The organism is Rhodococcus sp. Leaf225 (assembly GCF_001426145.1).
GTDB lineage: Bacteria > Actinomycetota > Actinomycetes > Mycobacteriales > Mycobacteriaceae > Rhodococcoides.
On the sequence record NZ_LMRN01000020.1, the window covers coordinates 29,910 to 47,647 of the forward strand.

At 69.6% G+C, this 17,738-nt stretch carries 17 protein-coding genes; 6 read left to right on the top strand and 11 right to left on the bottom strand.

The annotated features are described in order from the left end of the window. The first annotated feature begins 1 nt into the window (after position 1). Entirely contained in the window at positions 2–1,024 is a 1,023-nt protein-coding gene (gene yhjD, locus ASG69_RS13665; protein WP_056447664.1) for an inner membrane protein YhjD, read from the top strand. 12 nt (positions 1,025–1,036) lie between these two features. On the opposite strand, the gene ASG69_RS13670 is transcribed toward yhjD, so the two are convergent. The 5 genes from ASG69_RS13670 to iolC all read right to left on the bottom strand — a co-directional run bounded on the left by ASG69_RS13670 (position 1,037) and on the right by iolC (position 7,248). Beyond that, positions 1,037–2,419, bottom strand: coding sequence for a D-alanyl-D-alanine carboxypeptidase family protein (locus ASG69_RS13670; protein ID WP_056447666.1), 1,383 nt, complete (start codon positions 2,417–2,419; stop codon positions 1,037–1,039). Between the two features lie 69 nt (positions 2,420–2,488). Beyond that, positions 2,489–4,441, bottom strand: coding sequence for a 3D-(3,5/4)-trihydroxycyclohexane-1,2-dione acylhydrolase (decyclizing) (iolD, locus tag ASG69_RS13675; protein WP_056447668.1), 1,953 nt, complete (start codon positions 4,439–4,441; stop codon positions 2,489–2,491). 2 nt (positions 4,442–4,443) lie between these two features. Continuing rightward, positions 4,444–5,337 (bottom strand): 5-deoxy-glucuronate isomerase, encoded by an 894-nt coding sequence (iolB, locus tag ASG69_RS13680; RefSeq protein WP_056447670.1) that lies wholly within the window; start codon positions 5,335–5,337, stop codon positions 4,444–4,446. Further along, complete coding sequence (locus ASG69_RS13685) at positions 5,334–6,242, bottom strand: Cgl0159 family (beta/alpha)8-fold protein (RefSeq protein ID WP_027503740.1); 909 nt, start codon at positions 6,240–6,242, stop codon at positions 5,334–5,336. Before ASG69_RS13685 ends, iolB begins: the two co-directional genes overlap by 4 nt. Then, positions 6,235–7,248 carry a 5-dehydro-2-deoxygluconokinase gene (iolC, locus tag ASG69_RS13690; protein WP_056447672.1) on the bottom strand — a complete coding sequence of 338 codons (1,014 nt, stop codon included), beginning with the start codon at positions 7,246–7,248 and terminating at the stop codon, positions 6,235–6,237. Before iolC ends, ASG69_RS13685 begins: the two co-directional genes overlap by 8 nt. A gap of 194 nt (positions 7,249–7,442) precedes the next feature. Here iolC and ASG69_RS13695 point away from each other — a divergent pair, with 194 nt between their 5' ends. Continuing rightward, complete coding sequence (locus tag ASG69_RS13695) at positions 7,443–8,180, top strand: GntR family transcriptional regulator (protein WP_027503738.1); 738 nt, start codon at positions 7,443–7,445, stop codon at positions 8,178–8,180. 10 nt (positions 8,181–8,190) lie between these two features. On the opposite strand, the gene ASG69_RS13700 is transcribed toward ASG69_RS13695, so the two are convergent. Next, on the bottom strand, positions 8,191–9,189 hold the full coding sequence (locus ASG69_RS13700; protein ID WP_056447673.1) for an ABC transporter substrate-binding protein: 999 nt from the start codon (positions 9,187–9,189) through the stop codon (positions 8,191–8,193). A gap of 82 nt (positions 9,190–9,271) precedes the next feature. Beyond that, on the bottom strand, positions 9,272–10,291 hold the full coding sequence (locus ASG69_RS13705; RefSeq protein WP_235578958.1) for a LacI family DNA-binding transcriptional regulator: 1,020 nt from the start codon (positions 10,289–10,291) through the stop codon (positions 9,272–9,274). Positions 10,292–10,463: 172 nt separating this feature from the next. Here ASG69_RS13705 and ASG69_RS13710 point away from each other — a divergent pair, with 172 nt between their 5' ends. From ASG69_RS13710 to ASG69_RS13720, 3 genes are all read left to right on the top strand, one after another. Further along, the gene (locus ASG69_RS13710; RefSeq protein WP_056447675.1) at positions 10,464–11,645 is read left to right on the top strand and encodes a Gfo/Idh/MocA family protein; all 1,182 of its coding nucleotides are present in this window, start codon (positions 10,464–10,466) and stop codon (positions 11,643–11,645) included. A 169-nt stretch (positions 11,646–11,814) separates the two neighbouring features. Further along, entirely contained in the window at positions 11,815–12,873 is a 1,059-nt protein-coding gene (locus ASG69_RS13715) for an ABC transporter permease (RefSeq protein WP_056447677.1), read from the top strand. 8 nt (positions 12,874–12,881) lie between these two features. After that, on the top strand, positions 12,882–13,694 hold the full coding sequence (locus tag ASG69_RS13720) for an ATP-binding cassette domain-containing protein (protein ID WP_027503733.1): 813 nt from the start codon (positions 12,882–12,884) through the stop codon (positions 13,692–13,694). 160 nt (positions 13,695–13,854) lie between these two features. On the opposite strand, the gene ASG69_RS13725 is transcribed toward ASG69_RS13720, so the two are convergent. The 4 genes from ASG69_RS13725 to ASG69_RS13740 are packed head-to-tail and all read right to left on the bottom strand — an operon-like array spanning position 13,855 to position 17,547. Beyond that, positions 13,855–14,838, bottom strand: a complete 984-nt coding sequence (locus ASG69_RS13725; RefSeq protein ID WP_235578959.1) for a Gfo/Idh/MocA family protein — start codon at positions 14,836–14,838, stop codon at positions 13,855–13,857. Further along, entirely contained in the window at positions 14,835–15,731 is an 897-nt protein-coding gene (locus ASG69_RS13730; RefSeq protein WP_027503731.1) for a sugar phosphate isomerase/epimerase family protein, read from the bottom strand. The genes ASG69_RS13725 and ASG69_RS13730 overlap by 4 nt, the downstream gene beginning before the upstream one ends. Next, positions 15,728–16,768: a Gfo/Idh/MocA family protein gene (locus ASG69_RS13735; RefSeq protein ID WP_056447679.1), complete on the bottom strand. Its 1,041-nt coding sequence runs from the start codon at positions 16,766–16,768 to the stop codon at positions 15,728–15,730. The genes ASG69_RS13730 and ASG69_RS13735 overlap by 4 nt, the downstream gene beginning before the upstream one ends. Next, a complete protein-coding gene (locus tag ASG69_RS13740) occupies positions 16,768–17,547 on the bottom strand; it encodes an SDR family oxidoreductase (protein WP_056448007.1) in 780 nt (259 codons plus the stop codon). Before ASG69_RS13740 ends, ASG69_RS13735 begins: the two co-directional genes overlap by 1 nt. A gap of 76 nt (positions 17,548–17,623) precedes the next feature. On the opposite strand from ASG69_RS13740, the gene ASG69_RS22515 reads away from it, so the two are divergent. Further along, positions 17,624–17,738, top strand: a 115-nt coding sequence (locus tag ASG69_RS22515; protein ID WP_156380538.1) for a LacI family DNA-binding transcriptional regulator, incomplete at its 3' end; no start/stop codon positions are given.

The following is a 17,738-nucleotide window of genomic DNA, read 5'->3' on the forward strand; positions in this document are numbered from 1 at the left end:
CATGCCGGACTTCGCGGCGATCATCGAGGAACGTCGACGGCGGTGGCCGTGGTTCGATCACCTCGCGCGGGCCGGCTCGGTGTACCAGCAGCAGAAGGGCGACTACTACGCCGCGGGTATCACCTACTTCAGCGTTCTGGCCCTCTTCCCGCTGCTGATGGTCGCGTTCGCCGTGGTGGGCTTCGTTCTCGCCTCCCGGCCGGACCTGTTGACGGAACTGCAGTCCCAGATCGCCGAGAACGTTCCCGGGAGTTTCGCGGGCACCATCAACGAACTGGTCTCGAGTGCCATCGAGTCGCGCACCAGCGTGGGCATCATCGGTCTCCTGGGTGCGCTCTACGCAGGCCTCGGATGGACGGCCAATCTGCGGGAGGCACTCACCGCGATGTGGGAGACGCCGCACGAGGCGGGCAGCTTCCTGGCCACCAAGGCCAAGGATCTCGGAGCGCTGCTCGGTCTGGGTCTGGCCCTGGTGATCTCGCTCGGCCTGTCGGCGGTGGCCAGCGGGTCGGTGGTCCCCGCACTCCTGAAGGCCGTCGATCTGGACGACGCTCCTGGAGTCGGCGTCGCCGTGCAGATCGCGTCGTTCGCCCTGGCGATCGCCGCGACGTGGGCACTGTTCGTGTGGGTCATCGCCCGGCTGCCCCGTGAGCCCGTGACCGTGCGCAGCGCGGCACGCGCCGCGCTGTTGGCGGCCGTGGTGTTCGAGATCTTCAAGCAGGTCGGCGCGGTCTACCTCGAGAGCGTCACGTCCGGTCCGGCCGGTGCCACGTTCGGACCGATCATCGGCATCCTCGTGTTCGCTTTCACGACGTCACGCTTCCTCTTGTTCTCGACGGCGTGGGCGGCGACGGCCACGGAGAACCTGTCCCTCGCGGCACCCGCCGTGCCCGACAGTGCGGTGATCGCACCGCAGGTGGTGGTCCGCGAAGGGGTCTCACCCGTCGGTGCGGCAGCTCTCGTCGGCGCCGGCGTGCTCACCGTGCTCGGCCTGGGCGGATGGCGCGGCCGGCGCCGACGCTGACGTGCAGTGTGGTCAGGACCGTCTGCGGTGCAGCGTGCGCGCCCACAGGAGGAGCCCGATCACGACGATCAGACCCAGAACTCCCGCACCGACCCTGATCGCCACCTCGCTCTCGTCGTCCACTCCCGCATAGGCGCCGCCACTGCTCGCCTCGGTCCGCCGATCGGTCGGCGCGGTCGAGGTGGGGGTCGACGAGGTCGTCGGCGCCGCCGACGCGTCCGGGCTCCCGGTCACCAGGGTGCCCACCACCGTGTCGGCAGGCTGCGTGAAGCCGTAGTCGAGCAGGCGGGCGGCCTGCTCCCAGGGCCGGATGGGCAGCACGTCGGCATTCATGAGCGACACGGCCAACCGGCGGCCACCGCGTTCGGCCGCGCCGACGAAGGTCTGGCGTGCGTCGTCGGTGTAGCCGTTCTTGCCGCCCAGTGCATCCGGGTAGTTGAACAGCAGCGCATTGTCGCTGGCGAGGGTGAAGCCCGGCCGGTCCTCGTTGAGCGGCAGATCGGGGTTCACCGGCACGCCGGGCATGTCGGGCCGTGAGGGGTTGTCCGGCTTCGACGCGTCCTTGGGATAGCCCGGGAACGGAACCGATTCGGTGGCAACGAGTTCCGCGAAGGTCGGATCGTCCATCGCGGCCCGGAAGATGAGCGCCAGATCGTAGGGTGAGCATGCCATGCCCGGTCCGTCGAGACCCGACGGCGACGCCGTGCGCGTGTCCAGGGCACCGAGCTCGCGGGCCTTCGCGTTCATCTTCTCCACGGCGGTGTCGACGCCGCCGAGCTGGACGGCGAGAGCGTGCGCGGCATCGTTCCCCGACGCCATCACCAGCCCCTGCATCAGCTGGCGCACCGAGTACACGCCGCCGGTACCGATGCCCACCGCGCTGCCCTCGGCGGCCGCGTCCTCCGCGGTGGCCACCACGGTGCGATCGAGATCGAGCTCGTCGAGCGCGACGAGCGCCAGCAGGACCTTGATCGTGCTCGCCGGCCGGTACCGGCCGTGCGGATCCTTCGCCGCGATCACCGCGCCGGAGTCGAGATCGGTGAGCACCCATCCCGCCGCCGAGATGTCTGCGGGAAGAGCGGGCGCACCGGCAGCGGTGATCACACCGCACGCCGCCAGTTCCTCGCCGCCGACCGTCTCGGCCGGGACGGGTACGGGCTGCGGTTCCGCGTCGCCGGGAGCGGGGACCTCGGACGCATCGATGGCCGGTGGTGGCACGTCACGGTGGGGACAGGCGTCGGTGTCGGGCGTCCGGAACGGGGTGGACGTCGGAGGCGGTGCGGGCTGCGCCCCGGCGAGACTCGGAAGGAGTGCCGGCGTACCCACGAGCACGACCGCCGTCGCGATCGCCGCGGCTGTCCGTCGGCCGCGTCCGGTGCGGTCGTGAATGTTCATCACCGGTCACCCTAGGCGGCGCGCTCGCGCACGCCGCCCCGGGTGACCGGGTGTGTCCGGATCGAGAAGTCAGTCGGCGGACGGCCGGAGGTACGGCCGCTGGACCTTCTTCCACGCCTCGTACGTCTCGTACGCCGTCTGCGTGCTCTCGAGCGTCGAGGTGGCGCTGACCGGGACGTCCCACCAGGACTCGCTGTCCGGCGCGGCGATCAGCGGATCGGTCTCGACGTGGATGACCGTGCAGCGGTCCGCCGCCTTGGCCACCTTGACGGCGTCGGCGAACTCGCCGGCGGTGTTCACGCGGATGACGTCGGCGCCGAGGCTCTGGGCGTTGGCCGCCAGATCGACGGGCAGCACACCGCCGTCGAGTCGACCGGACTCGGACCGGTAGCGGTACGCGGTGCCGAAGCGCTGGGAGCCGAGCGACTCCGACAGTGATCCGATGGAGGCGAAGCCGTGGTTCTGCACCAGCACCAGGATGACCTTCACGCCCTCCTGGACCGCGGTGACCAGCTCGGTGGCCATCATGAGGTAGCTACCGTCGCCGACCATGACGAAGACGTCGCGATCCGGTGCCGCCATCTTGACGCCGATGCCGCCGGCCACCTCGTAGCCCATGCAGGAGAACCCGTACTCGACGTGGTAGCCCTTGGCATCGCGTGTGCGCCACAGCTTGTGGAGGTCTCCGGGCATCGAGCCGGCGGCGCACACGACGATGTCGCGTGGGTCGGACAGCGAGTTGGTGAGACCGATGACCTGGTTCTGGTTCATGCCGAGGTTGTCGTCGTCCACGGCGTAGACCGAGGCGACCGTGCGATCCCACTCGGCGGCGAGTTCGATGGCGCGCGCACGGTACTCGGCGCTCACCTCGTGGTCCGCGAGCGCGTCCGTCAGTGCTTCGAGCGCCTCGCGGGCGTCGGCGACCACGGAGAGACCGCCCTGCTTGACCGAGTCGATCGACGCGACGTTGATGTTGACGAACCGCACGTCGGGGTTGGAGAAGGCCGTGCGCGACGCGCTGGTGAAATCGCTGTAGCGCGTGCCGATCCCGATGACGACGTCGGCCTCGGTCGCGAGGGCGTTGGCGGCCGTGGTGCCGGTGGACCCGATCGCTCCGACCGACTGCGGGTGGTCGTACACGAGGGAGCCCTTGCCTGCCTGGCTCTGGCCGACGGGGATTCCGGTCTTCTCCGCGAACGACGCGAGCGCCTCGGTGGCACCGGAGTAGATGACGCCGCCGCCGGCGACGATCAGCGGCGCCTTCGCCGAGCGGATGATCTCGGCGGCGCGGGCGACGACGGACCGTTCGGGCAGCGGGCGGGCGACGTGCCAGGTGCGCGGCGCGAAGAACGACTCGGGCCAGTCGTGTGCCTCGGCCTGGACGTCCTGCGGGACGGCGACCGTGGCGGCGCCGGTCTCCACCGGGTCGGTGAGGACGCGCATGGCGCCGAGCAGAGCCGCGGGCAGTTGCTCGGCGCGCCACACTCGATCGAAGTAGCGCGAGAGCGGCTTGAACGCGTCGTTGACGGTGACGTCGCCGCTGGACGGGAGCTCGAGCTCCTGCAGCACCGGCGAGGAGGCGCGGGTGGCGAAGGTGTCCGCCGGGAGCAGCAGGACGGGCAACCGGTTGATGGTGGCCAGCGCCGCGCCGGTGAGCATGTTGGTCGAGCCCGGTCCGACACTGGCGCTGACGGCCCAGGTCTGGAGACGGTCCTTCTGGCGGGCGAAGCCGACGGCGCTGTGCACCATGGCCTGCTCGTTGCGGCCGAGGACGTAGGGAAGCTCCGGCTCGGTGCCCGCCTCGACGGCGTCGATCTCGGCCTGCAGCAACGCCTGTCCGAGACCGGCGACGTTGCCGTGGCCGAAGATGCCGAAGCAGCCCGCGAAGAACTTGGTCCGGACCCCGTCACGCTCGACGTACTGGTTGGCGAGGAAGCGGACGATGGCCTGGGACACCGTGAGGTGCACCATCGGCTCGGCGTTCTCGGTCTTGCTCTGTGACATCGGTGCGGTGGACACCATCGTCAGGCTCCTTTTCCACGGTGCGCTGAGTCCAGCGGAGGTCGGGGGGTGAGGGGGAGGCGTGGATCGACGTCCTGGCCGTCCCACGTGCTGCGGATCCAGGTGTGGTCGGGATCGTCGACGATCTTCCAGGCGCGCTCGCTGCCCGGTCCGGCCATGACGTTGAGGTAGTACATGTGGTAGCCGGGCGCCGCGACGGACGGCCCGTGATATCCGTGCGGGACGAGGACGACGTCACCCGTGCGCACCTCTTCGAGCACCTCGATGGGACGCTCGGGTGTGCCGTACACGCGGTGGTATCCGAAACCGGCGGAACCGTCACGGCCACTGTCGATCTCGAAGTAGTAGATCTCCTCGAGTGCCGATTCGGTCTCGGTCTCCTCGTCGTGCTTGTGGCCGGGGTAGGACGACCAGTTGCCGCCGGGGGTGATGACCTCGCACGCGATGAGCGAGTCGGCCTCGAACGTGTCGGCGGTGCCGAAGTTGTGCACCTGCCGGCTGCAGTTGCCCGCGCCGCGCAGTTCGACGGTGACGTCGGCGGCGGGAACGTAGCGGAACGGCAGGGCCCGCGAGGCGCGTGCGCCGCACAACGCGAAACGTCCACCCTGCTCGCTGCGGAGGGTGTAGCTGCTGTCACGGCCGACGTACGCGAAGTCGGAGGGCCCGTCGAAGACCGACGCGCGCCCCGTCAGTGCGAACGACTCCTCGCCGCACGTGACGGTCGCGGATCCCTGCAGAGGGACCACCATGATCTCGTCGTCGTCGGAGGAGAGATCGACGGACTCGCCGGGTGCGAGAAGCACTGTGCGCAGACTGGACTCGGTCCATCCCGCGCTCTCCGGGGTGACGGTGACTCCGGCACCGGGGACGGCGGGAATGTAGAACTCGCTGTTCACTCGTCCGCCCCGCCCCGCACCATGTCGACTGCGGTCGCCACCGCGGTGGCGACGTCGCCGTCCTTCGGGTAGAGCAGTGTGCGGCCCACGATGAGGCCGCGGACGGCGGGGATCTTCAGTGCGCGTGCCCAACTGGCGAAGGTCTCGTCGGGCGCGGTCTGCGGGTCGCCGCCGAGGAGCAGCGTCGGGAGCGTGGTGGCGTCCATGACGCGCTCCATCTCGTCGACCACGGGCAGCTTCATCCAGGTGTACGCCGACGAGGCGCCGAGGCCCTGGGCGATGTGGATGGACTTGATGACGGCGTCGGCACGCAGATCGTTGACCACCTTGCCGTCGCGGCGCGACGACAGGAACGGCTCGACCATGGCCATGAGGCCCTCGGCCGCGAGTTCGTCGATGGCCTGCGCGCAGGCGGTGAGGGTGCCGAGCGTGCCGGGATCGTCGAGGTCGATGCGGGTCAGCATCTTGGCGCCGTTCATCCGCGCCTTCGCGGTGGACGCCGCGGTCGCGCCGGTCATCCGGTCGTCGAGCTCGAACGACGCGCCGGCGAGTCCGCCGCGGTTCATCGAGGAGATGACGACCTTGTCGTCGAGGGCGCCGAGCAGGACGAGGTCGTCGAGGATCTCGGACGTCGCGAGGACACCGTCGACTCCCGGGTCGGCCAGCGCGGTGCGCAGGCGGTCGAGCAGTTCGGTGCGACTGTTCATGGCCGTCGGGTTCGAGCCGACCGACAGGGCACCGCGGGCGGGGTGATCGGCGGCCACGATCATGAGCCGCCCGTCTCCGCGCACCGTCTCACGGGTGACGCGAGAGGCCCAGGCGCGGTCGATCGCGCCCGGGTCGTGCGCCCGGATCTCGGTGACGTCGGCGTACGTGGTGCAGGTCGCGGTGATGGTCTCAGACATGTGCTTCCTCGGAATCGGCGAGATCGGAACCCGGTGCGGTGACCGCGGACTCGGCGAGGGCGGCGACCTCGTCGGCGGTGGGCATGGCGGTGGAGCATTCGAGGCGCGACGCGACGATGGCGCCGGCCGCGTTGGCGTGGCGGAGGATCTTCTCGAGTGGCCAGCCGGACAGCAGTCCGTGGCACAGCGATCCACCGAAGCTGTCGCCGGCACCGAGTCCGTTGACGACGTCGACGAAGTTCGGTGGCACCTCCACGCGCTCGGTGCGCGTCTTGCCCAGTACGCCCTTGGGACCCTGCTTGACGATCGCCAGTTCCACCCCCATGTCGAGCAGCGCGTCGGCGGCCCGGTCCGGCTCGGTCTCGCCGACGGCGATCTCGCACTCCTCGCGGTTGCCGACGGCCACCGTGACGTGTCGCAGTGCGCGCTGGACCTGCTCGGTCGCGGCGGCGGGGCTCTCCCAGAACATGGGCCGGTAGTCGAGGTCGAGCACCGTCAGCGGAGCGCGTCCACGCGCCTCCCAGGCGGCGAAGTGTGCACTGCGCGAGGGCTCCTCGGACAGACCGGTGACCGTCGACCAGTACAGAGCGGCGCTCCGGACGGCCTCGGTGTCGATGTCCTCGGGGCGCACCTGCAGGTCCGGCGCGGTGGGCTTGCGGTAGAAGTACAGCGGGAAGTCGTCCGGCGGGAAGATCTCGCAGAACGTGACCGGGGTGGCGTACTGGCCGTCGACCACGACGTAGCGGTTGTCGACGCCGAGGCGGGCGAGCTCGGCGCGCACGAAGCGGCCGAACGGATCGTCGCCCGCGCCGGAGATCAGCGCGGTGCGGCGCCCGAGTCGCGCGGCGGCGACGGTGACGTTGGCGGCGCTGCCACCGAGGAACTTGCCGAACGTCTCGACGTCCTCGAGGCCCACACCGACCTGCAGGGGATAGATGTCGACTCCGCTGCGTCCGATGGCGAGCACGTCGAAACGTGCATCACCGGTGGGGCCGGTGTTGTTCATTGTGGTCAAGGTCTGCTCCATCGATACTCGGGGCGTGTGCGTGGGGGCCGGTATCACTGTGCTCCGCGCCACACCAACCTGTCAATAGTTTGTCCTGACATTCTAACTTGCCGTCATATTGCGCACGGTCACTTACACTCTGTTCTCGGGCAGCCCGCCCGCACGCCCGCCTAGTTTCGGATCGGAGCTGGTACGTGAGTCAACCGCTCGCCGTGGAGCTCGACAGGTCGAGTCCCGTTCCGCTCTACTACCAACTCGCGCAGGCCATCGAGGGCGCGATCCTCGGCGGCAGTCTGGCCCCTGGTGACCGCTTCGAGAACGAGCTCGCCCTCGCGAAGCGCCTGAACCTGTCGAGGCCGACCACGCGTCGGGCCATCCAGGAACTGGTGGACAAGGGGCTGCTGGTGCGCAAGCGTGGCGTCGGCACACAGGTGGTGCAGAGCCCGGTGCATCGACCGGTGGAGCTCACCAGCCTCTTCGACGACCTGGCGCGCGCCGGCCAGGACCCGACGACGAAGTTGCTCGAGTACTCGGTCGGGCTGCCCACCGAGGACGTGGCGCGCGAGCTCAACATCGGGCCGGAGTCCGAGGTGGTCACCGTGCGGCGTCTGCGACTGACCAAGGGTGAACCGCTCGCGCTGATGATCAACTACATGCCCGTCGACGTGGCGCCGGAGCCCGCCGAGCTCGAGGCGCACGGCCTGTACCAGTCGCTTCGCACCAAGGGAGTCCACATCCGCCTCGCTCGCCAGCGCATCGGTGCGAAGGCGGCCGATCGCGACGAGGCGCACCTGCTGGACGAGAAGCCGAAGGCGCCGCTGCTCACCATGCACCGAACGGCGTTCGACGACTCCGGCAAGGTGGTCGAGTACGGGTCGCACGTGTACCGCGCGTCGCGGTACTACTTCGACACGACCCTCGTCGACCGCTGACCCGGAGGCGTCAGCCTGCGATCGACCGGAGCGTCGGCCGAACCTTCTCCAGCGCGTACGTCAGCGACGCCGGTGACGGTGTGTTCAGCGCGATGATGGTCGCGTAATCCGTGATCAGCATGCCGCCCGAGCGCACCGAGGGCAGATCGGCCCAGCCGGGCAGTGCCTCGAGATCGGCCGCGGTACCGCCGTTCACGAGGATGATCACCAGGTCGGAGTTCAGGACGTCGACGCGTTCGGGCCCGACGACGAGCCGGTTGCCGGCCGTGGCGGGCAGGTCGACGGCCGGCAGCGTCATCCCCAGTTCCTGGTAGAACGCCGAGGCGCCGTCGTCGGGATCGGCGACCACGACGAGCTGCTGGGTGGCCGGGATGTACTGCGACAGCAGCGCCGTCCTCCCCGCCAGTCCGGGCAGCTCCGCGGCGGCGTCGGCGAGGGCGGTCCGCGTCCGCGCGATCACCGCGTCGGCGTCGTCCTCGCGGCCGATCGCCGTGCCCAGCGCGCGCGTCAGCGCGTCGTAGGGCGAGACCGTGTCGCCGATGACGGGAATGGTCGGGGCCAGTGCGGTCAACTGCTGGTACTGGGTCGGTGTCGACGCGGCGAAGTCGGCGAGTATGAGATCCGGTGCGTACGAGGCGATCTCCTCGATGGGGAGGGTGCCCTCGACGGGGACGGGAATGAGCGGTACGTCCGCCGCCAGCTCCGACTGCCAGGGATAGCGGCCGTCCGGTGCCCCGGTCGTGTCCGAGGCGAAGGCCACCGGCTGCACCCCCAGAGCGAGCGCGGCGTCCACGGCCGGAGCGGTGAGGGCGACGATGCGGGGGTCGGACCCGAGTTCGGCGCGGTCGATCGCGGTGGAGCCCAGTGCGTGCTCGATGGTCACGGTGCCCGTCGGGGCGTCGCTGTCGGGCACCGCGTCGGACGCCTGATCACTGCTGCACCCGGCCGCCGTGAGGAGTGTCAGAACGGCGACGGCCGTGGCGAATCGTCGTGATGTCGTGCTGCGCATGCGGTACCCCTGCTGCTCGCGATGCCTCCGGAGACCGCGGAGGTAGGGGTACCCTAAGTCACCCGGGAGGCCGCGTGGGGAGCTACGTGTCGGCCGGCGGTGCCGTGCTTCCGCGCACCTGCAGTGTCGGCGCGATGAGGTCGAGGGTGCCGGCTGCCGTCGGACGAGCGATCCGGTCGATCACCGCCGCTGCGGCCCGGCGACCGACCGACGCGCTGGCGTTGTCCACCGACGTCAGGGAGACGTGGCGCAGTTGTGCGATGGAGGTGTTGTCGTATCCGACGACCGAGATGTCCTGCGGCACGGCCAGTCCCGCTTCCTGACAGGCCGTCATGACACCGACCGCGGCGATGTCGTTCACCGCGTACACGGCGGTCGGGCGGGGGGTGCGGGCGAGGAGTCTCCGGGCGGCGTCGTATCCGCCGTCCTCGGTGAGGTCGCACGGTTCGACGAGGCCGTCGGTGTCCAGGCCGCGCGACGCCATCGCGGCGCGGTAGCTGTCGGCGCGCAGGGCGGACACGGCGCCGAACGACCCGGCCACGTGGGCGATCCGGCGGTGACCCAGTTCCGCGAGATGCGCCACCGCCAGCGCGGATCCCGCGGTGTCGTCGTTGGCCACGACGTCCGCGCGGGGGAGTTCGAGGTCGCGGCTCGCGACGATCACCGTCGGCATGGACGTCGCGGCATCGGCGACCAGGGGAGTGGGCGACCGGGTGCCGACCAGCACGAGCGCGTCGAGTCGCAGTTCGGTGAACTTGCGGACGACGGTGTCGTCCCCGCTCCGGTCGGCTCGACCGTCGCCGAGCATCATGGTCAGCCCGTGTGCCTCGAGCGCCGGGGCCATGCCCTCGAGGCAGTCCACGAACCACGGGTTGCGGAGGTCGTTGATGAGGACCCCGACGATGTCCGTCCGTTGCCGGGACAGGTTGCGGGCCGACAGGTTCGGCCGGTAGCCCAGCTCGTCGATGGCTGCGTGCACGGCCGCGCGCTTCTCGTCGCTGACGTTGGGGGAGTCGTGCAGGACCAGGGAGACGAGCGACTTGGACACGCCGGCGCGTTCGGCCACGGTGCGGATCGTGGGTGGCCGCTCGATGATCGTCACGGCTCGCTCCGTCCGGTGAGGCGGCCCCGCCGAGTTGGACCGTGCCAAACGCAGCCTAGCGGGACGGACGCGGTGAGCGGAAGAGCGTTGACAGCGCGATCGGGCGGCGGGCAGACTGCGGACAGTCTTCTGTTTGGAACGGTCCAACAACCCCCTCGTCTGGAGTGCACCCATGTCCGACCCTCGCCTCACCACTCTGCCTGTCGCCGTCGTCGGCTTCGGCTGGATGGGCCGCGTCCACACGCAGGCCTACAGCCGCGTGCGTCACCACTACCCCGCGCTCCGACCCCTGCCCGTTCTCGCGACCGTGGCCGACGAGGTGCCCGGCCGCGCCGCCGAGGCTGCCGAGCAGTTCGGCTTCGGCTCGTCCACCGAGTCGTGGCGCGACGTCGTGGCCGACCCGTCCATCGGTGCCGTGTCGGTGACGTCGCCGAACTTCCTGCACCGGGAGATGGGTGTCGCGGTGGCCGAGGCCGGGAAGCACCTCTGGATCGAGAAGCCCGTGGGACTGTCGGCGGACGACGCCCGTGCAGTGGCGATCGCCGCGGAGAAGGCAGGCGTGCAGACGGCAGTCGGCTTCAACTACCGCAATGCACCGGCCGTGGAACAGGCGCGCGGCATCATCGCGTCCGGCGAACTGGGCGACGTGACGCATGCACGCTTCCGGTTCTTCAGTGACTACGCGGCTCACCCGGACGGCGCACTGAGCTGGCGTTTCGAGCGTGAGCGCGGCGGCAGCGGCGTGCTCGGCGATCTGGCGTCCCACGGCGCGGATCTGATCTGGTATCTGCTCGGCGACATCGCCTCACTGGTGGCGGACACCGCCGTCTTCATCCCGCAGCGTGCCAAGCCGACGGGGGTGACCAGCGGCCACATGCGCGCCTCGGGCGGTGAACAGGGCCCGGTCGAGAACGAGGACTTCGTGTCCGCGCAGCTGCGCATGGCGACCGGCGCCCGGTGCGTCCTCGAGGCCAGCCGCGTGGCGGTGGGTGACCAGAACTCCTACGGGTTCGAGATCCACGGGACCAAGGGCTCGGTCTCGTGGGACTTCCGTCGGATGGGGGAGCTGCAGCTGGGCCTGCGGGCGGCCGGCGAGGATCAGCCGCTGTATCAGGACCAGCCGCAGTCGACGCTCTTCGTCGGTCCGGGAGCGGGCGAGTACGGCGTCTTCCAGCCGGGGTCCGCGTCCGCGATGGGGTACGACGACCTGAAGGTGGTCGAGGCGGCGCGCTTCCTGCAGTCGATCGCCGAGAACGCCTCCGTCGGCGCGACCGTGCGGGATGCTGTCCGCAGCGCCTCGGTGCTGGACGCGATGACGGAGTCGGTGGAGTCGGGAAGGTGGGTCACGCTCTAGCGGGTATGTCCGGCTGCAGTCCTAATGTCCGAACAAAGTATTGACTTATGGCTGTGATGCGTATTACATCGACATCACACGGAACGTTCGCCGCTCGCCTCCCTCACGGGGTGTCATCCGAACGAATGCTCCGCCAGCGCAGAGAATCCCCCGTCAGGTAAGGAAGTCCATGTCCACTCAGGCAGATCTCGATCTCGCCACGCATACCGTCGTGACCGACGAGCGGGTGAGGAAGCAGAAGCCGTTCCAGCGTCTGCTGGTCCGTCCGGAGATCGGTGCCCTCTTCGGCGCCATCATCATCTTCGTGTTCTTCGCCATCGTCGCCCCGCCGTTCCGGAGCCCCGAGGCCCTGGCCACCGTGCTGTACGCCTCGTCGACCATCGGCATCATGGCGTGCGGCGTGTCGGTCCTCATGATCGGCGGCGAGTTCGACCTGTCGACCGGTGTGGCGGTGACGTTCTCCTCGATCGCCGCGTCCATGCTGGCCTACAACCTCCACCTCAACGTGTGGATCGGCTCGGTCCTCGCCCTGGTGCTGGCACTGGGGGTGGGATTCCTCAACGGGTACCTGGTGATGAAGACGAAGATCCCGTCGTTCCTCATCACCCTGTCCTCGTTCCTGATGTTGACGGGCATCAACCTCGCGGTGACCAAGCTCGTCACCGGCCAGGTCGCGACGCAGTCCATCTCCGACATGGACGGGTTCGAGTCCGCCAAGAAGGTCTTCGCCTCGTCGTTCTCGGTCTTCGGTGTCTCGGTCCGCATCACCGTCCTGTGGTGGCTCGTCTTCACGCTCATCACCACCTACGTGCTGATGAAGACGCGCGTCGGCAACTGGATCTTCGCGGTCGGCGGCAACCAGGACTCGGCTCGCGCCATCGGTGTGCCGGTGACCAAGGTCAAGATCGGCATGTTCATGTTCGTCGGCTTCTGCGCCTGGTTCGTCGGCATGCACCTGCTCTTCGCCTTCAACACCGTCCAGTCCGGCCAGGGTGTCGGCAACGAGTTCCTCTACATCATCGCCGCGGTCATCGGTGGCTGCCTGCTCACCGGAGGTTTCGGTACCGCCATCGGTGCGGCCATCGGCGCCTTCATCTTCGGTATGACCAACCAGGGCATCGTCTACGCCGGCTGGAACCCGGACTGGTTCAAGTTCTTCCTCGGTGCGATGCTGCTCTTCGCCGTCATCGCCAACAACAGCTTCCGTTCCTACGCTGCGAAAAGGTGACACCTGACATGAGTGCAACCATCGAGACTCCCCTCGAATCGAACAGTGGCGGCAAGACCCCGCTGATCGAGCTGAAGAACGTCGGCAAGAGCTACGGCAACATCATCGCCCTCGGCGGGATCAACCTGCGCGTCGGCGCCGGCGAGGTCACCGGTGTGCTCGGCGACAACGGTGCCGGCAAGTCGACCCTCATCAAGATCATGGCCGGCCTGCACCAGCAGACCGAGGGCCAGCTGCTCGTCGACGGCGAGGAGGTCAAGTTCTCCTCACCCAAGGACGCGCTCGACAAGGGCATCGCGACGGTCTACCAGGACCTCGCCGTCGTGTCCCTGATGCCGGTGTGGCGCAACTTCTTCCTGGGCCAGGAGCTCCGGAAGAAGGGCGTCTTCCGCACCCTCGACGCCGCCGCGATGCGCGCGACGACCAAGGAGGAACTCCACAAGATGGGCATCGACCTGCCCGACGTGGACGCCCCCATCGGCTCGCTCTCCGGCGGTCAGCGCCAGTGTGTGGCCATCGCCCGCGCCATCTTCTTCGGCGCCCGCGTCCTGATCCTCGACGAGCCGACCGCCGCGCTGGGCGTCAAGCAGTCCGGCATGGTGCTGCGCTACATCTCCGCAGCCAAGGAGCAGGGCTTCGGCGTCGTGTTCATCACGCACAACCCGCACCACGCGTACATGGTCGGTGACCACTTCGTTCTGCTCAACCGCGGTCGCCAGAAGCTCGACTGCTCCTACGACGAGATCAGCCTCGACGATCTCACCAAGGAGATGGCCGGCGGCGACGAGCTCGAGACGCTCACCCACGAACTGCGCCGCTGACGCTCGACTCCCGGGCCCCGCACCTCACACGAGGTGCGGGGCCCGTGTCGTGTCGGCACCCGGACCGCGCGCGCGAGTGCTCGTGAGCAGAACTGCACGAACGACGACGGCCCCGCACCGAGGTTTTCGCCCAGGGGTGCGGGGCCGACGTTCTCGGGGGCTAGCGGAGAGGGAGACCTGCCGCCGCGTACGCGGCATCGACGAGCTCCATGGTGGCCGCCGCGTCGTCGGCGTCGAGGGGGATCGGAGCGCCGCTCTGCACGTGCGCCGCGAAGGCCTCGAGCTGGTACTCGTACGACGGGCGGGTGCCGAGGTGCTCCACCGTCGTCCCCGACGCATCCGTGACGGAGACGCGGTCGTCGGTGTTCGGCTTGATGTGGTTGTGCGCGAACGCCGTTCCCTCGGAGAAGGTCAGCAGCACCGTAAACTCGTGCTCGGCGTGCTCCATCGAGTTCGTCACGGTGCCGGTGGCGCCGTCGGGGAACGCGAGTTCGATGGTCGACGTCGCGTCGACGCCGGGGTCACGTTCGGTGGCGACGGCGGAGACCACGCGGGGAGGCCCGCCGGCGACGTCGGCGAGCAGGCGGTGCACGTGGAGCCCGTAGCAGCCCAGGTCCATGACGGAACCGCCCGCGAGGTCGAGCGACCATCGCGGATCGTCGTCGGCGGGTGCGGGCATGGCCATGACGACCTCGACCCGCGTGAGGCGACCGAGGGTGCCGTTCGCGGCGACGTCCAGCAGCCTCCGCGTCACCGGGTGGAAGAGGTAGTGGAACCCCTCGACGATCACTGCGCCCGTCTCGCGAGCCACATCGCGCACGGCCCGCGCCTCGGCGGCGTTGCGTGCGAACGGCTTCTCCGTCAGGACGGCCTTGCCGGCGCGCAGCGCGCGCATGTTCCACTCGGCGTGCAGGGCGTTGGCGAGCGGGTTGTAGACGGCGTCCACCTCGGGATCGTCGATCACCGCGTCGTAGTCGTCGGCGACGCGCTCGACGCCGTACCGCTGTGCGAAGGCCTCGGCGCGGCCGCGATCGCGTGCCGCGACGACCACCAGTCGATGACCGAGCGCGTGAGCCGGTCCGATGATCGCCTGCTCCGCGATGCGCGACGCGCCGAGGACCCCGATGCGCAGAGGTGCCGTCACACCGCGGCCGTTCGGGCGGCGACGATGTCGTGGAGGTGCTGCACGCTGGCGACGACGTCCGTCACCGGGCCGCCCACCTCGCCCGGCTCCTCGGACAAGATGGTGTCCTGCTCGAGCACGAACCAGCCGGTGTATCCGGCGTCGAGGAGCGAGTCGACGACGCCGCCGATGCCCACGTCCCCGGTTCCGAGCGGCGTGTACATGCCGGCGCGGACCGCGTCGGTGTAGGTGAGCTCGCCGGCCTGGACCCGTGCTGCGAGGGCGGCGTCGACGTCCTTGAGGTGAGCGTGCGCGATGCGATCGGCTGCCGCAGTGGCCAGTTCGGCCGGATCGGTGCCGCCGATCATGAGGTGCCCGGTGTCCAGGCACAGCGGGATGGAGGAGCCGTCGAGCACGCGGTGCACCTCGTCGCGCTGCTCGATCATGGTGCCGACGTGGGGATGCACGACGGCGAGGATTCCCCGCTCGGCGGAGGCGGCGGCGAGACGATCGAGGTTGCGCAGCAACACGGTCCACTGATCGGCGGTGAGCGTCGGACGGGCGTCGTAGCCCTCCTGGCCGGTGGACGCGGCGAGGACGATGACGTCGGCGTTCGCGGCCACGAAGCCGTCGAGCAGCGAGGCGATGGTCGGCACCGGATCGTGCGACTCCTCGTGCAGCAGAACGGGAGCGAAACCCCCGACGGAGGTCAGGTCGTGACCGGCGAGCACTGCGGCCAGGGACGCCGGATCGGCCGGGAGAAAGCCCTCGGGACCGTTCTCCGTCGCGGTGAGTCCGGCGCCGCGCATCTCGCGGAGCACGCGGTCGTTGTCCATCTGGTATCCCCAGCCGGGGACCTCGCAGACGCCCCACGAGATGGGTGCTCCGGCGATACGTACGGGTGCGGCGGTCATGAGCGGACCTCTTCCAGGGTGATGGGTGCGCCGCGGCGCAGGGATTCGGTGGCGGCCTCGGCGATCCAGGCGACCTCGAGGGCGTCCTGCGCGGTGCAGGGGGACGGGCGGGTGCCGGCGCAGACCTCCAGGAACGCGGACAGCTCGGCGCGGTAGGAGGCGGCGAACCGGTCCATGAAGAACCCGTGGGGCGTGTCCGACGGGAACAGCTCGCCGTGCGGGAAGAGCTGGGACGCTTCCATGTTCCGGACCGGGGTGTGGGGATCCCAGCCGGCGACGACCGTGTCGTCCCGGCCGTGGACCTCGAGCCGGCAGTCGTAGCCGCGGCCGTTGTAGCGGGAGTTCGACACGACACCGACGGCGCCACCCTCGAACGTCAGGAGCACGGTGGCGGAGTCGACGTCGCCGGCGGCGGCGAACGCGGGATCGCCCTGGTTCGAGCCGGTGGCGAACACGGACACGACCTCGCGGCCGACGATCCAGCGCACGACGTCGAAGTCGTGGACGCTGCAGTCGCGGAAGATGCCGCCGGACTCCGCGATGTACGCCATCGGCGGGGGAGCGGGGTCGAGAGTGGTGGACCGCACGGTGTGCAGGAACCCGAGATCCCCACTGCGCACGGCACGTTCGGCGGCCGCGACGGCCGGATCGAACCGCCGGTTGAACCCGATCTGGACGGGCACGTCGGAGGTCGCGATGCCGTCGACCACGGCCTTGCTCTCGGTGGCGGTGAAGGCCAACGGCTTCTCGCAGAAGACGGGGATCCCGGCGTCCACCGCGGCCAGCAGCAGCGAGGCGTGCGCGGGCGTGGCCGCCGCGACGACGATGCCGTCCACGCCGGCGGTGAGCATCGCGTCGACCCCGTCGACCTTCTCCGCGCCGTACTTCGCGGCGACGGCGTCGGTGACCTCCGGCCGTCCGTCGGTGACCACGAGGCTCGAGACCCCGTCGAGTCCGGCGAGAGTCTCGGTGTGGAACGCACCGATGCGTCCCAGTCCGACGACTCCGATTCGCTGGTTCCGAACGTCGTTGCCCATCAGTCCTGCCCTCCTACTACCTGTTGATCCCATTCGATGACCGAGCCGGTGACGACGCCGCTGCGCGGCGACAGCAGGAACACCACCATGTCGGCGATCTCGTCGGGCTGTCCGAGCTTGCCCATCGGCATGCGCGCGGCCGCGTCGGCGGCCCAGTCGTCCGGCGCGTCGTGGAACGTCCTCTGCGTCACGGCTTCGCCCTCGGTCTCGGTCCAGCCGATGTCGAGTGCATTGATGCGGATCCGGTCGAACCGGTGAGCGTGTGCCGCGTTCTTGGTCAGCCCCGACAGGCCGGCCTTCGCCGCCACGTACGGGGCGAGGTAGGACTGCCCGCCGCGGCCGCTCACGGAGCCGATGTTCACGATGGTGCCGGGAGCCGAGCGCGAGAGCATGTCTCGGACGGCGGCCTGCATGACGAAGAACGGTCCCCGCAGGTTGACGGCCATGTGCTGGTCGAACAGCTCGGGGGTGGTGTCGAGCAGTGACCCTCGGGAGGTGAGTCCGGCCGCGTTGCACACGGCATCGACGCGGCCGTAGTGCTCGACGGTGCGCTCGACGCTCGCGATCGCCTCGATGGGGTTGCCGATGTCGGCGCGCACGAAGGTCGCGTCGTGGCCGTCGGCACGCAGCTCGCGTTCGAACGCGGTGCCCACCTCGTCACGTCGGCCGCTGAAGGCCACGCGTGCGCCCGCGGCGAGGCTCGCTCGCACGACGGCGGCGCCCACACCGGACGTGCCGCCGCTGACGAGAACGACGGTGTCGTCCAGAAGAGTGCCCACACCGGGAAGTCTTGCGGTCCCGGCGCCGGTGATCAACACTCTGAACGCATCAAAAACACCTCGAGAGGACACTGCTGTGGGACATCGCTACAAAGTGCGGGAGATCGCGCAGCAGTCGGGCCTGAGCGAGGCGACCGTGGACCGGGTGCTGCACGAGCGGCCCGGTGTCCGGGAGGACACCCGAGCGGAGG

Coding starts and splice junctions, on each gene's coding strand:
- yhjD (WP_056447664.1), top strand. CDS start 2: ATGCCGGACTTCGCGGCGATCATCGAGGAACGTCGACGGCGGTGGCCG.
- ASG69_RS13670 (WP_056447666.1), bottom strand. CDS start 2,419: ATGAACATTCACGACCGCACCGGACGCGGCCGACGGACAGCCGCGGCG.
- iolD (WP_056447668.1), bottom strand. CDS start 4,441: ATGGTGTCCACCGCACCGATGTCACAGAGCAAGACCGAGAACGCCGAG.
- ASG69_RS13685 (WP_027503740.1), bottom strand. CDS start 6,242: ATGTCTGAGACCATCACCGCGACCTGCACCACGTACGCCGACGTCACC.
- iolC (WP_056447672.1), bottom strand. CDS start 7,248: ATGAACAACACCGGCCCCACCGGTGATGCACGTTTCGACGTGCTCGCC.
- ASG69_RS13700 (WP_056447673.1), bottom strand. CDS start 9,189: ATGCGCAGCACGACATCACGACGATTCGCCACGGCCGTCGCCGTTCTG.
- ASG69_RS13710 (WP_056447675.1), top strand. CDS start 10,464: ATGTCCGACCCTCGCCTCACCACTCTGCCTGTCGCCGTCGTCGGCTTC.
- ASG69_RS13715 (WP_056447677.1), top strand. CDS start 11,815: ATGTCCACTCAGGCAGATCTCGATCTCGCCACGCATACCGTCGTGACC.
- ASG69_RS13720 (WP_027503733.1), top strand. CDS start 12,882: ATGAGTGCAACCATCGAGACTCCCCTCGAATCGAACAGTGGCGGCAAG.
- ASG69_RS13730 (WP_027503731.1), bottom strand. CDS start 15,731: ATGACCGCCGCACCCGTACGTATCGCCGGAGCACCCATCTCGTGGGGC.
- ASG69_RS13735 (WP_056447679.1), bottom strand. CDS start 16,768: ATGGGCAACGACGTTCGGAACCAGCGAATCGGAGTCGTCGGACTGGGA.